The organism is Parasphingorhabdus sp. SCSIO 66989 (assembly GCF_032852305.1).
Classification (GTDB): domain Bacteria; phylum Pseudomonadota; class Alphaproteobacteria; order Sphingomonadales; family Sphingomonadaceae; genus Alterisphingorhabdus; species Alterisphingorhabdus coralli.
Genome location: NZ_CP136594.1, coordinates 2,369,616 through 2,391,979, shown reverse-complemented (window position 1 = coordinate 2,391,979; position 22,364 = coordinate 2,369,616). Strand labels below are relative to the sequence as shown.

The following is a 22,364-nucleotide window of genomic DNA, read 5'->3' as shown; positions in this document are numbered from 1 at the left end:
ATGGGATAGCGTATGAAAATGCAGCATGATTTTAATCGCGCAGGGGACCGGGCAAAGCCGATGAGCACTATGGGTAGTCTTGCGCGTGATACTAAGCGCGCCATTGGCAATATGCTGCATGCGCGATTGATGCAGCCGGGGCATCGGCAATTCTATCTGGCGCAGGTGGCGGATCATGGTCGCAATGCGGCGATGGGTTATAGTGACGAGGACCATCTGCGCGCGGCGGCGGACTGGCTAAGGGCAGCGCAGGACAGCCAGAGCGATGGCGGTTTTTCCGGGCGCTATAAGCTGGATAAGGGCTGGACATCCTCTTATCCTGAAACCACTGGTTATCTGATTCCGACCTGTTTGGCGCTGGCTGAGCGGTTGAGCGAACCGGAATGGGGAGAGCGTGCCGCGCGGGCAATGGAGTTTCTGCTCGGGCTGCAATTGGAAAATGGGGCTTTTCCCGGCGGCGAGGTGGCAGAGAACACTGTCGAACCATCGCCCTTCAACACCGCGCAGATTTTGAACGGCCTGAATATCTGGGCTGCTGAAAAGAAAGACGCAGATGCACGAAGCGCTGCGGAACGTGCGGCGGCTTGGCTGGTCTCGGTGCAGGATGATGACGGTGCGTTTCGCCAGCATTTCTATCTCAACCAGCCCTCGGCCTATGCCGCGCATCTCTCCTGCTGGCTTGCCGAATATGGCGTGCTGTTTGATGACAAAGCGGCACGCAAAGCAGCGGAAAAGCATCTTGATTGGGTGCTGGCGCTGCAAGACAAGGATACCGGCTTTTTCGCGCGCTCGGGCTTTTATGGCGCCGATCATGACAATGGCACTGCGGTCACCCACACCATTGCCTATACCATCTGGGGCGTGTTGCTGAATGGCCTGCTGCTGGGGCGTGAGGATGCGGTTGATGCGGCAGAGCTGGCGGCGGCAAAGATTATGGAGCGGATGGAAATCCTCAAATTCCTGCCCGGTCGGTTAAACAGCCGCTGGCGCATTGATGAGCGCGCGCAATGCCTCACAGGCAACGCACAAATGGCGCTGATCTGGCTGCGACTCTATGACGAGCGTGGTGATCTACGCTTCGTCAACGCCGCCTGCCGCGCAATTGATCTAGTGAAACAGGCGCAGCCGATGGACAATCCCAATCCGGGTCTGCGGGGCGGCGTGGCCGGGTCTTTCCCGGTCTGGGGCGGCTATATTTTCCATGCCGTGCCCAATTGGGCGGCGAAATTCTTTATCGATGCATTGATGCATAAAGAGCGGGTGCTGACCGCGCTGGAGAATGGCTGAGGCAATGCGGATATTCCTGCTCAGCCATGATCGCGCCAAACGCGGCAGCACCGTAGCTATGGCCCTGCAACGCCATGGCGTAACGCCCACCGGCTTTGTGTTTGAGGCCTATCGCCCGCCAAAGCTGCGCCGCCGGATCGCGCGGCGCTTGGCGGAGCAGGGGATACCGGTGCTGGCTCCCAAAACGCAGGCTAAGGCAGACGGCCAGGACAACGCTGCGCCCGATCCTTATGCCGATATATTACCGGCAGCCGAATATGCTGGACAAGAAGGCATAAGCGCTACGCAAGTGGCTGATCTGACATCGCCTGAAAGCCTTGAAGCCTTACGTGCTTTGGAGCCGGACCTGTTTATCCATGCCGGAGCCGGAATATTGCGCGCGCCGCTGCTCGCTATTCCAAAGCTGGGCACAATGAATGCCCATATGGGTCTGCTACCACGCTATCGCGGCATGAATGTCGCCGAGTGGAGTGTGCTGGAAGGGCAGCAGGTGGGCTGCACCGTGCATCTGCTCGATCCGGGCATTGATACCGGCGATATTATCGCCACGCGCAATGTGGATGTTGCGGATTGCGATTCCATCACCGCGTTGCGGGCAAAGATGGACCGGGCCCAGCTCGATTTTCTTGGCCAGACGGTGAAGACCATCACCGAGACTGGAGAATTGCCGCCACACCATCCGCAGCAGGAAGCCGATGGCCGGCAATATTTCGCGATGCATGCGGATCTGAAACGGGTATTGGAAAAACGTCTGGCAAAATAGGACATCCAAGTCCTTCGCTTTTCAATCCTCGGTCTTCGCCATTTGAGACAGCGCTAATCTCGATGGATTTTGAGCCAAAAAATCGATGATAGAAGATGCCGTTTCTTCAGGTGAGATTTGGCTCGTATTGACCTCAATATCATAGACCATATCTTTGTGAACAATATCAAATTGCCCACGCGCCTGACCAATGACCCGGTCACCGCGCTCCTTTTCCCGGCGTTCCAACTCGGCCAGATCGCAATGCACACCGACCAGCGTAACATCCAAGCCTTTGAGCACTTGCCCCCAATCCTTGCGCAGCTCGGGCGTTAGAATAACCTCATCGAGAATCAGGTTTACGCCGCTTTGGGCAATTGCCGCTGCTGCGCGATGGTGCGCTTTGAGGGTTGCCAGCCCGAAAGCTCCGAAATTCAATCGAACAAGGCCCCTGTCATCACGGTCAAAGAAGAAACCTTCCGGATTGTTATGTGATCTTTGAGGGAGTGATGCGAATGCATCATCGATTCCCAAGAGAAGATAAGGTTCGTCTATCTGTTCCTGCAATGCTTTGGCCAAGCTGGACTTTCCAGCCGAGGTGCATCCGTTGAGGAAAATGATAGCCATTTGCAGATGCTTCCTTTCCTCATTCTCCAAGATAGATGGAGCAGTTTAGCGAATATGCCAAAGCCTGCCTATTACAGATGACAGTCCTTTGGCGATCTCCTATCGTTTGTAAAAACACAAACAGAGGACGCCATAAATGAAAGCCATACAACTCCACGCGCCTGCATCACTAGACAATTTGAAGCTCGCCGAACTGCCTAAACCAGCCGCACCGGGGCCCGGAGAAATTAGCGTAAGAGTCCGCGCCAGCAGCCTGAATTACCATGATTATGCCGTGGTCAAAGGCATGTTGCCGACACAGGACAAGCGTATCCCTATGTCTGATGGTGCGGGCGAAGTGACGGCGGTGGGTGAGGGCGTTACAGGCTTTGCCGTTGGCGATCAGGTGGTTTCCACCTTCTTCCCCGATTGGCTCGATGGCATCCCGCCTGCCAATGGCTTTCAGCGCGTGCCGGGTGATGGCATTGATGGCTATGCCTGCGAGATGGTCACCGCCCCGGCGACATCCTTTACCCATGTTCCGAAAGGTTACACCCCCGCCGAAGCGGCGACGCTGACCTGTGCCGGATTGACGGCGTGGCGGGCTTTGTTTGTCGATAATGCCATCAAGCCGGGCGACACGGTGCTGGTGCAAGGCAGTGGCGGTGTCTCGGTGTTTGCGCTTCAATTCGCCAAAATGGCGGGCGCTGAGGTGATTGCGACGTCTTCCTCCGATGCCAAGCTGGAGCGGCTGGGTTCGCTCGGCGCTGATCATCTGATCAACTATCGCGAGACCGAAGCCTGGGGCGCCAAGGCGATGGAGCTTACCCAAGGCAGGGGTGTGGATTGCGTCGTCGAGATTGGTGGTCCCGGGACACTCGGTCAGTCAATGATGGCAGCCCGGATTGGCGGGCATATCGCCCTCATCGGTGTGCTCACCGGCTTTGCCGGGCCGGTGCAGACCGGGCTGTTAATGGCCAAGAATATCCGCTTGCAGGGGCTTACCGTAGGCTCGCGCCAGCATCAGCTCGATATGATCGAGGCGATTGAGGCCAATGGCATCAAGCCGGTGCTCGACAAGCATTTCCCGCTGGCGGAACTGGCCGATGCCTTCCGGCATCAGGAATCGCGCGCGCATTTCGGCAAGATTATCGTGGATATTTAATCGGCTAGGACGGGTATATGACATTTATTGCGAAAATCCTGCTGCTCGGTTCGGGCGAGTTGGGTCGTGAATTCGTGATCTCGGCCAAGCGGCTGGGTTGTTATGTGATTGCCTGCGACAGCTATGCAGCCGCCCCTGCGATGCAGGTGGCGGATGAGGCGGAAGTCTTTTCCATGCTCGATGGCGATGCGTTGCGCGCGACCATCGAAAAGCATCAGCCGGATTATATCGTGCCGGAGATTGAGGCGATCCGAACTGAGATACTCGCCGAGGTGGAAGCGGACGGCTTTACCGTCGTACCCTCGGCGCGTGCGGCGCAGCTGACCATGAACCGTGATGCCATTCGCGATCTGGCGGCGCGCGAATTGGGGCTGGTGACATCGCGCTATGATTATGCCGAGAGCAAAGAGGAACTGCGCGCGGTGGCTGAGCAGATCGGCGCGCCTTTGGTGGTGAAGCCGGTTATGTCGTCATCAGGCAAGGGGCAGAGTACGGTGCGCGATCTCGCCGAGATTGACGCCGCCTGGGACTATGCCGCCAGCGGTATGCGCGGTGACAGGGTGCGGGTAATTGCCGAGCAGTTTATCGATTTTGATTATGAGATTACGCTGCTCACCATCGCGGCGAAGGACGGCGTGCATTTCTGCCCGCCCATTGGCCATCGACAGGAGCGTGGTGATTATCGCGAAAGCTGGCAACCGGCTGCGATGTCGGCAGTGGCGCTGGAGCAGGCACAGGCTATGGCCGCGAAAATCGTTACCGAATTAGGTGGCAATGGCCTGTTCGGCGTCGAGTTTTTCGTCAAAGGCGACACAGTGATCTTCTCCGAACTGTCGCCGCGCCCGCATGATACCGGTATGGTGACTCTGGTCTCACAGGATTTGAGCGAGTTTGATCTCCATGCACGCGCTATTCTCGGCCTGCCGATCCCGCCGATAGAGGTGAAAGGCGCTGCCGCCAGTGCGGTGATATTGGCGGATCGCGATTCCGAGGCCTTTCACTTTACCGGGTTGGATCAGGCACTGCGCGTTGCCGAAGATACTGCTGCGCATGTGGATATCCGCCTGTTCGGCAAGCCGGTTACGCGGCATTATCGCCGCATGGGCGTGGCTCTGGTGCGGGTTGATGAGGCGGATGTGGCAGAGGCGCGACGTATCGCGGTCAAAGCTGCTGACAGTATTTCTATCGTTTATTCCTGACGCTATTAGAGAGTTAATGTATCCGTTCGTGTCGAGCGTAGTCGAGACACAAGCCCCAAGCAAAGGCCTCTCGACTTCGCTCGAGGCGAACGGGAAAAGTGTCTTTAGTCCTTGCGTTCCGCCCTTAGCGCCGCATCGGCGGCCATCAGTCCGCCATGCATCGCGCCCGAATAGCCTCCGGAAACGGTATAGGCCGAACTGAGCCATAAACCCTTAATCGCGGTTTGTGCGTTCGGGCGACTGCCAAACAGGCGCGATACGGTGGGGCGGAAGCCATAGACTTCGCCTCCCGGGGTGCCCAGGCGGTTGTGCATGGTGCGCGCGGTGGCGATTTCCGAATGCGCAATGGCATCGGCAATGCCCGGATAATGGCGATTCAGGTCGGTAATCAGAAAATCGATCCAGTTTTTGCGCCGCGCCATTTCGCTCGCTTCATCCAGATCGGCCCACCATTCCAGCTTGTCGACTCCGGCAAGCGTGACATGATGCAGGTCACCCGGCTTGGCCAGACCGGTATTCAACCGGCCATAATCGGCGACAATATAGGGCGGGACTGCTTCCGGGTCTCCGGCAAAGGCCTTTGCGGCCTCTGCATAGTCGCAATAGCGGGTCATGCGCTCGGGATAGATAAAGGTGGAGTATGCTGACACGCCAAAATCCTCAGCCGGTCGGTTAAGGCCCAGCGACAGGCTGAACAGCGATATGGAAGGCTCGTTCTTCGCATAACGTTCGGCAAAATCCGCGCTCTGCTCTTCTGGCAGCATAGCGGCAAGCGTCTGAGGGGCCGTACCGCCGAAAATGATTGGCGCATGCACTTCAAACATATCGCCATTGCTGTTTTCATAGGCAACGCCGCAAGCCGCGCCGTCCGAATCAAGCAAGATGTTTTTGACCGTCACATTGTGCCGTGCCTCTCCCTCGGCAGCGCGGATTCTCTTCATCAATGCACGGGTCAGTGCCTGCGATCCGCCGCGAAAGCTGTAGGAGCCGGTTTCAACATAGCGGGCATAGATGGCGGCATAGGCGAAATAGCTCATCACCTCCGGATCATTGTCAAAATAGGGCAGCACCGCCCCTAGCGCGAATTTGGGTGCTTCGCTGGAGTGAAACATCGCGTCGAACCGGTCGGAGATAGTGCGGCGGACATTGCCGATCATGGCAAAGAGCTGACCCGAAAAGAGCAGGCTGAGCAGCACCGAAGGCCCGCGCGATCCCATGGCTTCGAGTTCGCTGGTGCCGAGATAGAGCTGACGCAGTTCGTCGAAATAGCTTTCAAGGGCAGGAGCATCGTCGGGCAGGGCGGTTTGCAAGGCCAGCGCCGCCTTGGTCAGCCCGTGCGGCACGCGGATTGGTTCTGCCAAAGGACCGCCGCGCACTTCGTAAAAGATATCGGTCTCGATCGGGTCGACCGTGTCGCTGAGGCCGAGTCGCTGAAACACTCCATCGGGATTGAACACAGTATCGCCATCGGTTTCATGCAGCGAGGCTTCCATGGTGAGATTGCCATGGCGATAAACCGTTGCCGCGCCGCCAAAATTGGCGAGCCGCTCGAGCACCAGCACCTGTTTGCCTTGATTGGCGAGAGCGGCCGCGGCCGACAGCGAGCCCAAACCCGATCCGATGGTTATGGCATCCCAATTCTTGCGTTCGCTCATGCATGGTCTCCGGTGAATCAGAAGATCGAATTCATAAGCGCGTCATATGACGTCTTGATTAAGCCCATCATTGATATGGATCATTGTCCTGGATGCCGCGGCTAAAGCGCGAAAAACAGGCCTATCGAGACATTGTGATTCACCTGATTATCGGGTCCGGGCGGATTGAGGATGTTGTTGAGATACCCCGCCTCGATCCGGGCACTATCGGACAGCCTGAACGCCCCACCGACAAATAGGCGGTTCTGATCAAATCCGCCTTGATGTACCCCGGTTGCATCGTTGAGATTGAAGAACAATTCATCCCAGACAATCAGGGAAACATCGCCATTACCAATCGGCTTGGCCCAGCGTATTTGTTGCCGAAAGCGCCAACCGGTCTCGCTATCGCCGCCGCGAAAACGCTGTTCCAGCCGCGTTCTGCCGCCAACCTGTCCACCGGCAATCTCTGTGATGCGATAAGTAGCTTGCTGCCAAAACCGTTGTTCCTCAATGTCATCGCCTAACTCGGGCCGGGCAATGACATCGGCATAGCCCATCCATAGATCAAGCCCATCGGCGACGCGCCAGCCCAGGCCGGGCCGGAAGATAGTGACGCCGAGATCGCTGGCATCATCGCGAAAACGGGCATGACCATCGAACCACAACAGCAATTTGGAGTCCTTCTCGACAGGGCCAGCGACGCTGATGGCAGTCCAACCCTGGCGGTCGCTGTCCTGTATGGCGCGCGGAGGTTCAGGCGCGGGCTGGTCTTGGGCGACGGCGGCGTGATGATTGAACGCGGCGGTGGCCAACAGCATCAGCGATATACAGGTTCGGATCATGCTGCCTTTGGTGCACAGGCCACGCAAAAAGTCCAGTGTGAACACACCCAGCCGTAGCCGCATAGTCTCTGGTTTTGGCGGCATCCCGAAAAAATGTCCTGTCAGCATGGATTTCCTTTGCTAAGGGAGCCGCCAATTCTGAAAAATTCCCCCAGAAGGATTCGTCTATGACCCCGACTCTCTATGGCATTGCCAATTGCGACACGATCAAGAAAGCGCGCAAATGGCTGGAGCGCAATGATGTGAACTATGTGTTTCACGATTATAAGAAATCAGGTGTCACCACCGATATGCTGACCGACTGGGCGCTGGAGCTGGGCGATTGGGAGCCATTGCTTAACCGTCGCGGCACCACTTTCAAGAATCTGCCCGATGTTGCGAAAGAGAATATCAACGAAAACATTGCTCTGGCGCTGATGGTTGAGAATCCCTCGATGATCAAGCGCCCGGTTCTGGCCTGGGATGGCGGCGTTATGGTCGGTTTCAAGAGCACCGATTATGAGGCTGCGCTGCTGTGAGTGATTTCGGCTCCATCCGCATCCGGGCCGAGCATACCGGAGCGTTTGAGACGCCGATTATCTATTCCAGGTTTCAGGACTGTAACGCGTTGTGCGACGCGCTGAAAGCCAGCATAGCCGAGCGCCGGGCGACGGCGGAGAATATGCCGCGCTCCAATGTCGGTGGCTGGCATTCTGATACCAAGATGCTCGATTGGGGCGGCGAGGCGGCAGGCTTTGTCGCCGAAAAAGCACTGGCTCTGGCTAAACGGATTACCGGGCTCGACAAGGGCGATCCGGCACAGTTGGATTGGTCGATTTATATGTGGGCCAATGTCCTGCCATCCGGTGGCCTCAACACCGCGCATGTTCATCCGGCGCAGCTTTGGGCGGCAGTATTCTATGTCGATCAGGGCGATGTCGGTGAGGATCTGGGTGGCGAACTGGTGCTCGAAGACCCGCGCTTTCCCATGACCCATATGCGGATGAACAGCCTCAGGGTGCTGGGACTGGATGGTAATCCGCAAAATGGCGAAATGCGCCTGCGACCCAATAGCGGCGATCTGGTGCTGTTTCCGGCATGGTTGCGTCACTCGGTGCGGCCTTATCATGGCGAGCGTGAACGCATCTCGCTGGCTATGAATATCGATGCGAGAATGCCTGGTAATTAGCAATAGAGGAGAGAGATATGGCCAAGGCAATATGGAATGGCGCGGTGATCGCCGAGAGTGACGATATCGTCACAGTTGAGAATAACGCCTATTTTCCGCGTTCTGCCGTTGCCGACGCTTATCTCAAGCATAGCAGCACCACCAGCGTCTGCCGGTGGAAAGGCACCGCCTCCTATTTCACCCTGGTGGTCGATGGCGAAGAGAACCCCGATGCCGCCTGGTATTATCCCGAGCCGAAAGACGCAGCGGCGGAAATCAAGGACCGGGTCGCCTTCTGGCGTGGCGTCGAAGTCACAGGCTGATTTCCAAGATCAGCATTTACACCAAATTGTCATAAAGCCGCTGGCCTGTCCCAGCTTTTCCGCTTAAAGCAAGGCCCAAGCGGAAAAATACGGGGAGATACGCATGGCGGGCCCAGCCGGCGTTGGACATACTGAAAATTGGTCATCGCGCTTCGCCTTTGTCATGGCAGCGGTCGGATCGGCTGTAGGACTTGGCAATCTGGTGCGGTTTCCCGCTGAAGCTGGCTCCAATGGCGGCGGTGCTTTTGTTATCTTCTATATCTTCTGCGTCGTGATGATCGGCCTGCCGGTGTTGTTGGCGGAAACCGTGATCGGCCGTTATGGTAAATCGTCAGCGGTGGATAGCGTCAGCAAGCTGGCACGGGCATCGGGCAGATCGCCCTTATGGGCCGCGGCGGCCTTTGTCGGTATGTTGGGGGCTTATTTTATCCTCACCTACTATTCGGTGATTGGCGGCTGGGTGGTCTATTTTGCCGGCGTGTTTGTCGACGATATGGCCAGCGCCGTTTCGGGCGGCACCTTGACGCAAGGGGCCTTTGCCGGACAGAATAGCGAAGATGTCGCCTCCATGCTGGGCACGCTGCATGGCAATGCCGAGATGATGGTTGCTATGCATGCGCTGTTTATGGCGATTACCATTTTTGTTGTCGCGCGCGGCGTGACCGGCGGCATTGAGAAGGTCGCGGTGTGGCTGATGCCAACCTTCTTCCTGCTGTTTCTGGCGATTACCGTCTATTCCATGCTGACCGGCGCCTTTACCGAGACACTAAGCTTTCTGTTCTCGTTTGAACCGTCGCGATTGCTCGATCCGAATGTGATGCTGTCGGCATTGGGGCAGGCGTTGTTCTCACTGTCATTGGGCTCGGCTTTGATGATCACCTATGGTGCTTATGCTTCTGCCGACACCGACCTTGCCAAGACGTCGGGCATGATTGGCTCTGCCGATACTTCGGTGGCGATCATTGCAGGGCTGGCGATTTTCCCGATCGTGTTTGCCGCGATGACGCCCGACCTGTTGGCGGAGGTGCTGAGCGGTGAGAAACCGGTGCCGCAGGGGCTGGGTCTGATGTTCAGCACCTTGCCGGTGTCGTTCCAGACCATGCCGGGCGGCTCGCTGATTGGCTTGCTGTTCTTTGTTATGGTGTTCTTCGCCGCTTTGACCAGCTCGGTGGCGCTGCTTGAAGCCTCGGTAAGCTGGGCCTCGCGGCAATTTAATATAAGCCGCAGCATGACGGCGGTTGTGCTTGGACTTATGGCCTTTGCTATTGGCGCCGTTGCCAGCTTTTCTTTCAACACATTGGCAGACTTTAAGCCGCTGCCCTTTGGTATCTTCGACGGGCTGGAACTGTTCAGCATTTTGGATACCGTTACCGGCAAGATCATGCTGCCGGTGTCTGCACTGCTGGTTGCGATTTTTGTCGGCTGGATTGCCGATAAGCGGATCATCAACGCGCAGAACGGCTTGAGCGGTGGCACACTTGCTTTGTGGCGCTTCCTGATCGCCTGGCTGTGCCCATTGGTTATTGCGGCCATCTTATTCTTTGGCCTGTTCCCGAATCTTATCAAGGGCTAGGGTCCTGGCCCTAAGCATCGTCGTCGGCAAGGAGACGATCAGCGATGAAATTCCTGTTTCAGATGTGTCTGGCGGCTATATGTGCCGTAGCTGGCGTCATCACCATCACGGATAGCGAGGCAAGGGAAGGTGAGACCATGCAGCCATTGCGACCGGTAATCATCATTGCCCATCGCGGCGCATCGGGCGAGCGGCCGGAGCATACGCTGGCCAGCTATGAACGCGCGATCAATCAGGGTGCGGACTTTGTCGAGCCTGATCTTGTGCTGACCAAGGACGGGGTTTTGGTCGCGCGGCATGAGAATGAGATTTCCGGCACCACCGATGTTGCCGACCATCCCGAATTTGCCGACCGGAGAACGCGCAAGCTGATTGACGGCGAAGAGGTCAATGGCTGGTTTACCGAGGACTTTACCCTTGCCGAACTGAAGACCCTGCGTACCCGCGAACGCCTGGCGCAGTTGCGCCCGGACAATGCCCGTTTCGATGGCCTGTACACCATTCCGACACTGGCGGAGATTATCCAGCTGGTGCGCGCCAAAGAGGCCGAGATGGGTCGGGTAATCGGGATTTATCCCGAGACCAAGCACCCGAGCTATTTTGCCTCTATCGGGCTGTCCTTTGACGAGGTGCTGGTCAAGCAACTGCACAAAGCGGGATATCGCGGCGCCGACGCGCCTGTCTATATTCAGAGCTTCGAGGTTGAGAATCTCAAGCGACTTGATGGCATGACCGATCTGCCGCTGATCCAGCTTGTCGCCGAGCAGCGCGGCCCTGTTGATGGCAAGGGGTTGCAATATGCCGATATGGTCAAACCGGCAGGTTTGAAGCAGATTGCCAGCTATGCCGATGGCATCGGGCCGCAAAAGACGATGGTGATTCCGCTCGACCGCGATGGCAATGCGACCCAACCGACCAGCCTTGTCGCCGATGCCCATGCGGTCGGGCTGAAGGTCCATCCCTGGACGATGCGGCGAGAGAACTATTTTCTCCCCGACCAGCTAAAGAGTGGCGATGACCCTGTTGGCCGGGGCGATATTCAGGCCGAGGTTCGGGCTTTTATTGCCGCCGGTGTCGATGGCGTATTCAGCGATAATGTGACAGAAGCGGTTGCGGCCATCGACCTTATCGAAGACTAACTCTTAAAGGCTTTCCCATGTCCACCACCTATACCCTCGACACCTCCACCAGCCGTGCCAATCCGACCCCAAAGCCGATGAAGCGACTGACAGCGCCCGCAATCCAGCGGCGCAAGAAGGATGGTGCCACCGAAAAGCCGATTGTGATGCTCACCGCCTATACCGCGCGGATGGCTCAAATTCTCGATCCGCATTGCGATATGCTGCTGGTTGGGGATTCGCTTGGGCAGGTGATCTATGGCCTGCCATCCACCGTCCCGGTAACGCTGGAGATGATGTGCGCCCACGGCGCGGCGGTGGTGCGCGGCAGCTATCACAGCGTTGTCGTGATCGATATGCCCTTTGGCAGCTATGAAGCTTCGCCGCAGCAGGCATTTGAAAGCGCATCGCATATCCTCAAGGAAACCGGCGCGGCTGCGGTCAAGCTCGAAGGTGGTGAAGCCATGGCCGAGACCGTGGCCTTTCTGACAGCGCGCGGTATTCCTGTCGTCGGCCATGTTGGCCTGACTCCGCAGGCAGTGAATGCTCTTGGCGGTTATGCGGCACGCGGGCGTTCCGATGCCGAGGCTGAAAAGATTGTCGGTGATGCTAAAGCTCTCGATCAGGCTGGGGTTTTTGCGATTGTGATTGAAGGCGTGGTCGAGCCGATCGCCATTGCTGCTACCAAGGCCGTCGGCGCCCCCACCATCGGCATTGGCGCCTCAGCACAATGCGACGGCCAAGTGTTGGTCACCGAGGATATGCTCGGCCTGTTTGAACGCACGCCGCGCTTTGTGAAAACCTACGGCACTATGGCGGAAACGATTGATGAAACCGTCAAGCAATATGCCGCTGAAGTCAGCGACCGGAGTTTCCCGACTGAGGCGCAGACCTATCAGCCCAAAAGCTAATAAGCTTGTTATCGAAGCTGTACTTTGCTTCTGTCAAAAGCGCTAAGGCTTGCGCTTTTTGCTTTAGCCTTGCGGTACAAGCGCTGCCAGTGCTTGCGATCTCGTTGGCTTAGTTTTCGGTCCTGTGCTCTCCGCTTCAGAGTGCTTACAACATCATCGCCATATTTGTGTGAAAGTGACCGCAGTTCTGACTTGTCGCGCAATTTTCTTTCGTTTGACTCGAACAGATAGAGCATCTGATTATACCTCAGCTTATTCTCTCTGGGCGTCATGACACGCCCAGGAACCGACTTCGCCGATTCTAGTTTTTGCGACCCTAAGAGCTTAAGATAATTGGATTTTTAGCGAAAACCAATTGATCCGAAATGGACATACCATAGGATTTTGCAGATGTAAATCTATTCAAAACAGAGTGTTAACCATGATATATCATAACATATATATCCATTATGGATTAACCTGCCGCGCTTATCAAAATGTGGGATTCAGCGGTAAAATCTATCAAAGGCAGTTGAAAACACTGAGGGTTCTTGCGTCTGCCATGGAGATGCGTAAGCATCGTTTACGAAAAGAAATAAGAGTAGCAGAGAGAATATGCCTGACACACATGATTCATCCAGCGCACCCGAGAAGCAGCGTTCAGCAGCTGGAAGCGACCAGCCACGAGGCGTTGGTGGACCGCTGAGCGGTGTCCGTATCGTTGACATGTCGTCTGTAGTTATGGGCCCATTTGCCACCATGATTATGGCCGATCTCGGCGCAGAGGTCATCAAGGTAGAATTTGATCGTGGCAAGGTACCAGGCGATATGATGCGCTATGCGGGCTATTCGCCCGATGGCAAGCGCGGCCCCATCTATATGGCGCTAAACCGTGGCAAGAAAGCGGTTACCATTGACGCGAGCAGCGATGAAGGCAAAGCGCAGCTTACCAATTTGCTCAAAGACGCCGATGTATTCTTTCATAATGTGCGGCTCGCCGGGATGAAACGGCTCGGACTGGATTATGACGGTGTACGCGCGATCAAACCGGACATTATTTACACCCATTGCGCGGGCTATGGTGCGGGCGGCCCATATTCTAAACGCCAAGCCTATGACGATCTGGTGCAGGCGGCGTCTGGATTCGCCGCTTTGGAGGCAGAGCGCTCCGGGGGTGACCCGGCTTATGCGCCTTCGCTGATCGCTGACAAGACGGTCGGCCTGTTTGCCACCTACGCTACTTTGGCGGCTCTGTTCCATCGTGAACGTACAGGCGAAGGGCAATTCGTATCGGTACCGATGTTTGAGAGTTTCACTTTCTTCAACATGGTGGAAAACCTCTACGGTGCGACCTTTGCGAGCGGCAATGGGAAGCTCGCCTATACCCGATCTGTCAATCCGCGGCGGCGGCCCTATCCGACCAAGGACGGCTATATCGCGATCGTGCCCTATATCGACGCGCAATGGGAACGCTTCTTTGAAATTGGCGGTCGGCCCGGGGTATTCGATGATCCACGCTTTTCAACCTATGAGGCGCGGACACAGAATACCGGCGAGCTCTATGCGATTATTGAGGAAGTCGCCTCGACCAAAACCACGGATGAATGGGTCATCATTTTGGCGGAAGAGCAAATTCCGGCGATGCGCTATAACAGCATGGAGGATGTCTTGGCTGACCCTCATCTGGAAGCGGTCAATTTCTTCGAATCGCGTCAGGATGATGTTTTGGGCGAATATCGCTCAATGCAGCACCCGGTTGGCTTTTCTGTAAGCCCAGCGCGAGCGGGGGAGGTGCCGCCTGCTATGGGGCAGGATAATGCTATCTTGGACAAGGATTAGGGGCTGGCCCAAGCGTCTCCACTGGTCAGCAGAATACAGCTCAGTTCAGATCCGCCTTACACGTTTCGCTTTGCGCGCGGCCTTCTGCTCCATCAGCCGCAAATGGCTTGGCTTTTCGGGAATAGCTGCGGTCTTGCGATCGCGCACTGATTGCGGATCAATCGGGTGGTTAAACGCAACGCCGAATCGCCCGCCCGATTGCCACGAGATACGCCCGGCAATCGGCTCGCTATGTATTATGGTCACGGTAACGATGTCACCTGGTGCGCAATAGACGTTGCTTTCTGCCATCATCCCACCCGCAGACAGGTTGCGCACGCGGACATCAATAGTCTTCTCGCTGTTCTCAAAAGAAACTCTGGCCAAAAGAAACAGCGCATCGCGCCGCTCGTGACGGTTGTCACGCTCGGAATCCTGACTATCAGCATTGTTTTCAGGAAGTTTTTCCCAAATTCCCATTGCGCGATTCCCGTAGGCCTGATTTGATTCTTTGGTCAATGTGCCAGCAAAGTGTCGATATTGTGTTACCGCGCATGGTAAAATTTTTAAGGGTTCTACCGACGCGAATTCTTTATGGTTGGCGTCGGCAATAGCCGTAATGCGTTAAAAGAAGGTGAGGGAAATTCCGTTTCGGGATAGCGCGGCACTTGCCATTCGCTGAATTGGATTGGCGCGTCAGTTGTCGCGCGAGATTTTTTCGCGCCGCTCATGCGCTTCCTGCGCATCTACCGTCATGGTTGCAATCGGGCGTGCGATCAGGCGGCCCAATCCAATAGGCTCACCGGTAACCTCGCAATAGCCATATTCGCCCGCTTCAATCCGCCGCAGTGCAGAATCAATCTTGGAGATGAGTTTACGCTGGCGGTCACGGGTGCGCAGTTCGATGCCCCAATCGGTCTCGCTGGAGGCACGATCATTAAGGTCTGACTCGCGGATCGGGCCGCTTTGCAATTGTTGCAACGTCCCCTCAGCTGCCTCTAAAATCGTTCTTTTCCAAGCGTTTAGCAGATCACGAAAATAGGTGAGCTGGCGTTCGCTCATATAGTCTTCGGAAGCGTCTGGCGTATAGTCTTGACTCAGCGATCGGCGGGCTTTGGCCAGGACATCAATATCGTCCATAGCGGTAGTGGTGACCATTAACTGCTCCCGTTACTGACCGTCGCAAGTGCAATAGCTTGCTGGCGCGGCCTATAGCCACGCTATCGATCAACGACAAGTATCAATACGCTTGCATTTGCGATTTCTTGAAAACGATTAGGCGTTGGTGCCCGGGAAGGTGAGCGACACCAGACAACTCACCCACGCTTCGTGTCATGGACCTCGATACCATTTTGGATGTAATCTATAAAAATTACAGTGTGTGACAGGATTTTATGCACCAAGACATGGTACGGCTGCATCGACTTAACAAAGCTATAAAAGGCAGTTCCATTCCGGGACATATTTGGAAATATGTTGGTAAAACTACTGAAAATTAGCAATTTGTGAGCCAGAAAACGGTTAATGGGATTGTGATTGCTGCGGTTTTCTGGCCATCTTGCAGGCTGAAAATCTAGGATTTGCGGAATTGGTCCATTTTCGAGTAGGGTCATAGTCCGCAGTCGCGAACGAGAGAGTTTGGACTATGTCTGTAAAGATGGCTTTGGCAAAATTATGCGCATGCACGTGCGGCGGTGCCCTGATAGGCGGCGGTGCCATGCATGTTGCGGATACACCTGCGACTGCGCAGACTAAAGGCTTCCAGACATATGTTGCCGAGACAGTCGCCGCACAGGCTGTAGAACGCGCCAAGCCACGCAAAGCGACTCGCGCTCGCAGAATGCGCAAAGGCAAGCTGATTCGGACCAAGCGTCGGGTTCGTCGACCGGTCGTGACCGAAATAGCAGCCGAGCCTACAGTGGTGACAGTCGTAAGCCAGTCCGCGCCAATTCCTTTGCCGCCACCGATTTTGCCACCACCGGTTCTTCCACCACAGGTACCGCCACCTAGCGGTGGAGGTGGTATCCCTGTCGTCGTTGGTGGCGGTCTTGGTGGCTTTGGCCCAATAGGCGGCTTTGGCGGTGGTTTCTTTGGCGGCTTTTTCGGCGGTGGAGGCGGCGGAGGCGGCGGCGGGGTGAACGTCTCCACGACGACCAGCACTTCTACCTCCGGCGGTACAACCGGAGGCACATCGGGAGGCGACACGTCGAGCGGCAGCACCAGCACAAGTACCAGCACCGGCGGTGATGGCACCAGCAATGGCGGCATCAATATCGATATTGATATCGATAACAGCACCAGCTCTGGCAATGTCAGCACCAGTACCGGCGGCGTCTCGACGTCCACGGGTGGGGTCTCTACCTCAACAGGCGGTGTAAGCACCTCAACCGGAGGCGTTTCAACGTCCACTGGCGGCGTTTCAACCTCGACTGGCGGTGTCTCGACATCCACCTCTACCGGTGGCGTATCGACTTCAACCGGCGGTGTCTCGACATCGACTTCGACTGGCGGTGTTTCGACCTCGACCGGCGGTGTCAGCTCCAGTTCTTCGTCGAGCTCTTCTTCGTCAAGTTCTTCAAGCTCGTCATCTTCGTCCAGCTCGTCTTCGAGTGGCGGCGGCTCGAATGGAGGTTCAGGCGGTTCCGGCGGGTCTTCTGGTTCGAGCGGTTCATCTGGGTCTAGCGGCTCCTCGGGCTCTAGCGGTGGTTCTGGGGGTTCGTCTTCGTCATCCAGCTCGTCATCGTCGAGTTCATCCAGCTCCTCATCGAGCAGCGGTGGCTCTACAGGTGGTGACACCTCAACCGGCGGCGATACTTCGACTGGTGGAGGTTCTTCATCCTCTAGTTCGTCTAGCTCATCGAGCTCTTCCAGTTCTTCGAGCACTTCTTCTGGCGCAACCTCTACCGGCGGTTCATCCAGCTTTGGTGGCACATCGTCATCAAGCAGTTCGTCGTCATCTTCGTCTAGCTCAAGCAGCTCTTCCAGCGGCGGCAGCACGGGTTCCAGCGGATCGTCATCGAGCAGTTCCAGCTCAAGCTCGTCATCGTCTTCATCGAGCTCGAGCAGTTCTTCCACAGGGGGAAGCAATGGGGGCTCTAACGGCGGCACACCTGTTCCTGCACCGCCAATGATGCTATTATTTGGTGGAGCAGCCGCGGCGCTTGTCGCCCGGCGTCGTTACCTTGCAGCCAAGGGCGCAGACAGCATTGAGGTTTCGCATAGCCTTTGATCACACAGTAAAGCGAAACCTCGACTTAAGGGCGGCCTCTGAAAAGAGCCGCCCCTTTTTTTGCCTGTGATGCGCGCGGCGCGAGATCAGAGTCTTGCGCTCGTCATAGCGGCGATGCATAGCGCGCTGCATGCATGATATTCGTACGATAAGAGATAATCCTGAGACCTTTGATAGCGCGTTGGCACGGCGCGGGCTGGAACCGCAATCTGCGGCGATTTTGGCGCTGGATGAAGAACAGCGCGCGCTAACCACCGAGCTGCAGGCGATGCAATCGCGTCGTAATGAGGCAAGCAAAGCTATTGGCGCGGCGATGGGCAAGGGCGACAAGGACGCTGCCGAAGCGCTCAAGGCCGAGGTCGGGCAGATCAAACAGGATATGCCGAAAGTCGAGGACAAGCAGCGCGAAACTGCCGAACGCCTGAAAGATACGCTCGCCGTCATTCCCAACCTGCCATTTGATGATGTCCCCGAGGGCGCGGATGAGAAAGACAATGTCGAGCTTGCCCACTGGGGCGAGCAGCCGACATTCGCTTTTGAGCCGCAAGAACATGCCGATTTTGCGCCGGCTCTAGGCATGGATTTTGAAACCGGCGCGAAACTCTCCGGTGCGCGTTTCACCTTCCTGCGCGGCGGCATGGCGCGGCTGCACCGTGCGCTGGGTCAATTTATGATTGATCGTCAGACGCAGGATTATGGCTATAGCGAGTGCAACCCGCCGGTGCTGGTGCGCGATGAGGCGATGTACGGCACCGACAAGCTCCCCAAATTTGCCGAGGACAGTTTTCGCACAACCGATGATCGCTGGCTGATCCCGACATCCGAGGTAAGCCTGACGGCTTCAGTTATGGGCGAAATCATTGACGAGGACGCTTTACCCATAAGACTTACGGCGCTGACACAGTGTTTTCGCTCTGAAGCAGGCTCAGCTGGACGTGACACACGGGGCTTTATTCGCCAACACCAGTTTGAGAAATGCGAGCTGGTCAGCATCGTCAAGCCCGAGGACAGCGCCGCCGAGCATGAGCGTATGACCGAGGCGGCGGAGAGTATCTTGCAGGCGCTCAATCTGCCCTATCGCAAGATGCTGCTGTGCACCGGTGATATGGGCTTTGGAGCGCGCAAGACCTATGATCTCGAGGTCTGGCTGCCGGGGCAGGGGGCTTATCGTGAGATCAGCTCCTGCTCGAACACTGGTGATTTTCAGGCGCGGCGAATGAATGCGCGCTATCGCCCTGAAGGCGAGAAGAAGGGTACGCGCTTTGTCCATACGCTCAATGGCTCCGGCCTGGCCGTTGGCCGGACATTGGTGGCGATTATCGAAAACTATCAGCAGGCGGATGGCAGTGTTCTCATCCCCGACATACTCCACCCTTACATGGGCGGTGTGACCAGGCTGGAACCACAATAAGGACATACTGCCCATGCGCATTTTGCTGACCAATGATGATGGCGTTTATGCGCCGGGCCTCACCGTTTTGCAGGCGATAGCCGAGCAGCTTTCGGACGATATCTGGATTGTCGCCCCGTCAGAGGAAAATTCGGGCGCCGGGCATTCCCTCACCCTGTCGCGGCCGTTGCGGGTGCGGCGTCACGGCGACCGGCATTATTCGGTCGATGGCACCCCGACCGACAGCGTGCTGATGGCGGTGGCCAAGTTGATGAAGGACAGTCCGCCCGATCTGATCCTGTCCGGCGTTAATCGCGGCGGCAATCTGGCCGAGGATGTGTCCTATTCGGGCACCGTTTCAGCGGCGGTGGAAGGCACGCTGGCGGGTGTTCCGTCAATCGCGCTCAGCCAATGCTATTCGCGCGAAGGGGCTGGCAACAGCGTCTCCTTTGCCAGCGCCGAGCATTGGGGTGTCAAGGTGTTGAAACCGCTCATTGCGCTGCTGCTGGAAAAACGCGCCATGCCGCCGCGGACATTGCTCAACGTCAACTTCCCCGCCTGTGCTGCCGATCAGGTCGCTGGCGTGCGTTCGGTCGGGCTCGGGCGGCATGATTATGGCCGGGTTCGGATTATCACCAACAAGGATCCGCGCGGTTTTGATTATCACTGGTTCGGGCTCGCACCGACCGAAACCACGCCAGAACATAGCAGCGATCTGGAAGCGGTGGGCGAGAACTATATCAGCGTTTCCCCGCTGCATCTCGACATGACGCATTATGAATCGCTGGAAATGCTGGACCAATGTCTCAGCGCGGAAAGTGCTCTGAAACCCTGAAGGACGACACTGCCAAAAGCCGCTTTGTAAACATGGTTAATGGCGCATGTAAAAACAGTGGAACATTGCGTCTATCCTGCTAGACAGGCGCGATGATTTTGGCGGTTTCATTGCATCCATCGCGAGGCTTTTCGGCGCGCAGGCTGTTTTCGCTGATTGCTATTGCCGCCTTGCCCACTGCCTGCATCCCTAATGCTGCCGGCGACAATTATGGGGTATCCGGCAGCAGCGCCAATACGCCTCAGCTCGAAACAGATATGGAGGCGATACGCGGTGCCAGTCCACCGCCACCGGTTTGGGAAGCACGTCCGGTCTCGCGCAATGCTGTCTCGGTGACCGGGGGCAGCTATGTGGTGCAATCGGGCGATACGCTGCGCGCCATTGGCAATAAGACTGGGGCAGGGTCCGAGGCTTTGGCGATGGCCAATGGGTTGGAAGCGCCTTTCACCATCTATCCCGGCCAACGGCTGACGGTGCCATCGGGCCTGTTCCATGTCGTCAGCAGCGGCGAGACGGGCATTGCCATTGCCCGCGCCTATGGTGTGCGTTGGTCGGAGATTGTTGCGCGCAACAATCTGGAGGAACCGTTTATCCTGCGCATCGGACAGCGGCTGCAGTTACCCGGTGGCGCGGTGGTGACCGCTCCTGTCGATCAGCCCCAACAAAGTGATGCACTAGAGCAGCGCGCGGCGGCTTTCTCGCTCGATATCGATGATATCGTGACCGGTGGTCAGCCTGCGACGGGCCAAAACACCACGATTGCAACGGCTGCACCTTCGGCACCAAAACCGGTCATCGCGCCCAAGAACTTTAATGGGCAATTTCGCTGGCCGGCCAATGGCAAGGTCATCTCGCGCTTTGGCGATCAGGGTGGCGGCAAAGTCAATGATGGCATTGCCATTGCCATGACACAGGGTGCGCCGTTCAGGGCGGCAGCCACTGGCGTCGTTGCCTATACCGGCGATGATGTGCCGACATTGGGCAATCTGATCCTGGTCGACCATGGTTCCGGCTGGGTCACCGCCTATGGCAATGCCAGCCAGATTTCTGTGCAGCGTGGCGATACTGTACAGCTTGGGCAGGTGTTGGGCCGCGCTGGACAGACAGGCTTGGCAACACGGCCTCAATTGCACTTTGAGCTACGTCGCGACCGTAAACCGGTTGATCCGCTTGGCAAGCTGGGTGCGCAATAATGGCACGGCCCGGACGATCCTATGACACGCTGACCCGCCGATCGAGCATGCCGGTCTGGCTCGCGATCACCTGGCGCGTTGGGCTGGTTCTGGGTCTGATCGCTGCGGCGATTGCGGTGCATTGGTTCGACCGCGCAGGCCTGCGTGATGATTATGATGGCGATGTCAGCTTTATCGATGTCATCTATTTCACCATGATCTCGATCACCACCACCGGCTATGGCGATATCGCGCCGGTGACCGACAGGGCGCGGCTGTTTGATGCGATGCTGGTGACGCCGATCCGGATTTTTGTGGTACTGATTTTTGTCGGCACCGCGTATAACTTTGTTTTCAAGCGTACTTGGGATGTCTGGCGTATGAAGATCATTCAGGGCAATTTGCACGACCATATCATCGTGGCGGGCTTTGGCACCAGCGGGCGCGAGGCAGTGGAAGAGCTGATCGCGCGCGGCACGCCGGTAGAGGAAATCGTAGTCGTCGATGCCGATGAGCAAGCGCTGAGCGAGGCCGAACAAATGGGCTGCTCCGTGCTTTGCGGCGACGCGACGCGGGATAAGACATTGCTCGACGTCAAGATATCGCGGGCTAAGTCCATGGTGGTATCGGCGGGACGCGATGATACCAGTATCTTGATCGTGCTCACGGCGCGGCATTTGGCGCATCATGTGCCGATCAGCGTCTCGGTGCGTGCGGCTGATAACGAATTGCTGGCGCGTCAGGCCGGTGCTTCAACCGTGATTAATCCGGTCAGCTTTGCCGGCCTGTTGCTTGCCAGTTCATGCCATGGCGCCAATATCTCTGATTATCTCAGCGATCTGGCCTCGGTCACGGGCCGGGTGAAGCTGAACCAGCGTGATGTTGCCGAGGAGGAACTGGGCTATGGACTTGCCAATATCCGCTCCGGCGGACTTGGGGTACGCATTTATCGCGATGGCAAGGCCTATGGCTTCTGGGAAGAAGAGGCGGCCAAGCTGATACCGGGCGATACGGTTGTCGAGATCATGCCGGGTGATGGGGCCTCGAAAAAAACAGTTGAGGGCTAGGGTCAGGACCCATTAATCGCATGGATCGAGATGGCGTGCTGCGGGATGAGCTGCAAGGAGAGGCGTGCAGCAGGCAGTTATTCTGCCTGCAATCGCCTCGACGCAGCAGATCGCCCGCAGTGCGCCACCGCGCAGCGGCTTGGTCAGAAAAGGCCAGCTCGTCGTCGCTCAATCGTCTCATAGAACCACTATGCTCCTCATTCGCTCCTATATCTGGCCTTTTCTGACCAAGTCTCGACCATGTGCTTAATGAGTCCTGACCCTAGACCCGGCACAGCGCCAACAAATTGGGGTTTTTCCACAAATTAGCCATGATCTGGCCCT

21 protein-coding genes are annotated in these 22,364 nt (G+C 56.8%); 15 read left to right on the top strand and 6 right to left on the bottom strand.

The window, feature by feature from the left end; genetic code table 11:
• Positions 1 to 12: 12 nt before the first annotated feature.
• Entirely contained in the window at positions 13 to 1,287 is a 1,275-nt protein-coding gene (locus tag RB602_RS11210; protein ID WP_317080660.1) for a prenyltransferase/squalene oxidase repeat-containing protein, read from the top strand.
• Positions 1,280 to 2,050 carry a formyl transferase gene (locus tag RB602_RS11205; RefSeq protein ID WP_317080659.1) on the top strand — a complete coding sequence of 257 codons (771 nt, stop codon included), beginning with the start codon at positions 1,280 to 1,282 and terminating at the stop codon, positions 2,048 to 2,050. The genes RB602_RS11210 and RB602_RS11205 overlap by 8 nt, the downstream gene beginning before the upstream one ends.
• Before the next feature lie 21 nt (positions 2,051 to 2,071).
• Here RB602_RS11205 and RB602_RS11200 read toward each other — a convergent pair whose 3' ends face one another.
• Positions 2,072 to 2,656 carry a chloramphenicol phosphotransferase CPT family protein gene (locus RB602_RS11200; protein WP_317080657.1) on the bottom strand — a complete coding sequence of 195 codons (585 nt, stop codon included), beginning with the start codon at positions 2,654 to 2,656 and terminating at the stop codon, positions 2,072 to 2,074.
• Between the two features lie 136 nt (positions 2,657 to 2,792).
• Here RB602_RS11200 and RB602_RS11195 point away from each other — a divergent pair, with 136 nt between their 5' ends.
• Both RB602_RS11195 and purT read left to right on the top strand, forming a co-directional pair.
• Positions 2,793 to 3,800 (top strand): zinc-dependent alcohol dehydrogenase family protein, encoded by a 1,008-nt coding sequence (locus tag RB602_RS11195; protein WP_317080656.1) that lies wholly within the window; start codon positions 2,793 to 2,795, stop codon positions 3,798 to 3,800.
• 17 nt (positions 3,801 to 3,817) lie between these two features.
• A complete protein-coding gene (purT, locus tag RB602_RS11190; protein WP_317080655.1) occupies positions 3,818 to 4,999 on the top strand; it encodes a formate-dependent phosphoribosylglycinamide formyltransferase in 1,182 nt (393 codons plus the stop codon).
• Positions 5,000 to 5,103: 104 nt separating this feature from the next.
• Here the strand turns inward: purT and RB602_RS11185 are convergent, their stop codons facing one another.
• Together RB602_RS11185 and RB602_RS11180 are read right to left on the bottom strand one after the other, a co-directional pair.
• Positions 5,104 to 6,654, bottom strand: a complete 1,551-nt coding sequence (locus tag RB602_RS11185) for a phytoene desaturase family protein (protein ID WP_317080654.1) — start codon at positions 6,652 to 6,654, stop codon at positions 5,104 to 5,106.
• Positions 6,655 to 6,755: 101 nt separating this feature from the next.
• A complete protein-coding gene (locus RB602_RS11180) occupies positions 6,756 to 7,586 on the bottom strand; it encodes a DUF2490 domain-containing protein (protein WP_317080653.1) in 831 nt (276 codons plus the stop codon).
• 59 nt (positions 7,587 to 7,645) lie between these two features.
• On the opposite strand from RB602_RS11180, the gene RB602_RS11175 reads away from it, so the two are divergent.
• The 7 genes from RB602_RS11175 (at position 7,646) to RB602_RS11145 (ending at position 14,368) form a co-directional block, all read left to right on the top strand.
• Positions 7,646 to 7,996, top strand: coding sequence for an ArsC family reductase (locus RB602_RS11175; protein ID WP_317080652.1), 351 nt, complete (start codon positions 7,646 to 7,648; stop codon positions 7,994 to 7,996).
• A complete protein-coding gene (locus RB602_RS11170) occupies positions 7,993 to 8,646 on the top strand; it encodes a TIGR02466 family protein (RefSeq protein WP_317080651.1) in 654 nt (217 codons plus the stop codon). Before RB602_RS11175 ends, RB602_RS11170 begins: the two co-directional genes overlap by 4 nt.
• A 17-nt stretch (positions 8,647 to 8,663) precedes the next feature.
• Positions 8,664 to 8,948, top strand: a complete 285-nt coding sequence (locus tag RB602_RS11165) for a DUF427 domain-containing protein (protein ID WP_317080650.1) — start codon at positions 8,664 to 8,666, stop codon at positions 8,946 to 8,948.
• A gap of 103 nt (positions 8,949 to 9,051) precedes the next feature.
• Positions 9,052 to 10,521 carry a sodium-dependent transporter gene (locus RB602_RS11160; RefSeq protein ID WP_317080649.1) on the top strand — a complete coding sequence of 490 codons (1,470 nt, stop codon included), beginning with the start codon at positions 9,052 to 9,054 and terminating at the stop codon, positions 10,519 to 10,521.
• A 137-nt stretch (positions 10,522 to 10,658) separates the two neighbouring features.
• A complete protein-coding gene (locus RB602_RS11155) occupies positions 10,659 to 11,660 on the top strand; it encodes a glycerophosphodiester phosphodiesterase (protein ID WP_317084514.1) in 1,002 nt (333 codons plus the stop codon).
• A 17-nt stretch (positions 11,661 to 11,677) separates the two neighbouring features.
• Positions 11,678 to 12,550 carry a 3-methyl-2-oxobutanoate hydroxymethyltransferase gene (gene panB / locus RB602_RS11150; protein ID WP_317080648.1) on the top strand — a complete coding sequence of 291 codons (873 nt, stop codon included), beginning with the start codon at positions 11,678 to 11,680 and terminating at the stop codon, positions 12,548 to 12,550.
• Positions 12,551 to 13,144: 594 nt separating this feature from the next.
• Positions 13,145 to 14,368 carry a CaiB/BaiF CoA transferase family protein gene (locus RB602_RS11145; RefSeq protein ID WP_317080647.1) on the top strand — a complete coding sequence of 408 codons (1,224 nt, stop codon included), beginning with the start codon at positions 13,145 to 13,147 and terminating at the stop codon, positions 14,366 to 14,368.
• Positions 14,369 to 14,413: 45 nt separating this feature from the next.
• Here RB602_RS11145 and RB602_RS11140 read toward each other — a convergent pair whose 3' ends face one another.
• From RB602_RS11140 to RB602_RS11130, 3 genes are all read right to left on the bottom strand, one after another.
• Positions 14,414 to 14,827, bottom strand: coding sequence for a PilZ domain-containing protein (locus tag RB602_RS11140; RefSeq protein ID WP_317080646.1), 414 nt, complete (start codon positions 14,825 to 14,827; stop codon positions 14,414 to 14,416).
• 216 nt (positions 14,828 to 15,043) lie between these two features.
• Positions 15,044 to 15,505 carry an RNA polymerase-binding protein DksA gene (dksA, locus tag RB602_RS11135; RefSeq protein ID WP_317080645.1) on the bottom strand — a complete coding sequence of 154 codons (462 nt, stop codon included), beginning with the start codon at positions 15,503 to 15,505 and terminating at the stop codon, positions 15,044 to 15,046.
• Positions 15,506 to 15,868: 363 nt separating this feature from the next.
• Positions 15,869 to 17,434 carry a ribosomal eL19 family protein gene (locus tag RB602_RS11130; protein WP_317080644.1) on the bottom strand — a complete coding sequence of 522 codons (1,566 nt, stop codon included), beginning with the start codon at positions 17,432 to 17,434 and terminating at the stop codon, positions 15,869 to 15,871.
• Between the two features lie 272 nt (positions 17,435 to 17,706).
• On the opposite strand from RB602_RS11130, the gene serS reads away from it, so the two are divergent.
• The 4 genes from serS (at position 17,707) to RB602_RS11110 (ending at position 22,040) form a co-directional block, all read left to right on the top strand.
• Positions 17,707 to 18,987: a serine--tRNA ligase gene (serS, locus tag RB602_RS11125; protein ID WP_317080643.1), complete on the top strand. Its 1,281-nt coding sequence runs from the start codon at positions 17,707 to 17,709 to the stop codon at positions 18,985 to 18,987.
• Positions 18,988 to 19,000: 13 nt separating this feature from the next.
• The gene (gene surE / locus RB602_RS11120) at positions 19,001 to 19,801 is read left to right on the top strand and encodes a 5'/3'-nucleotidase SurE (RefSeq protein WP_317080642.1); all 801 of its coding nucleotides are present in this window, start codon (positions 19,001 to 19,003) and stop codon (positions 19,799 to 19,801) included.
• A 98-nt stretch (positions 19,802 to 19,899) separates the two neighbouring features.
• Entirely contained in the window at positions 19,900 to 20,994 is a 1,095-nt protein-coding gene (locus RB602_RS11115) for a LysM peptidoglycan-binding domain-containing M23 family metallopeptidase (RefSeq protein WP_317080641.1), read from the top strand.
• Entirely contained in the window at positions 20,994 to 22,040 is a 1,047-nt protein-coding gene (locus RB602_RS11110; protein WP_317080639.1) for a potassium channel family protein, read from the top strand. The genes RB602_RS11115 and RB602_RS11110 overlap by 1 nt, the downstream gene beginning before the upstream one ends.
• The last annotated feature ends 324 nt before the right edge of the window (positions 22,041 to 22,364 follow it).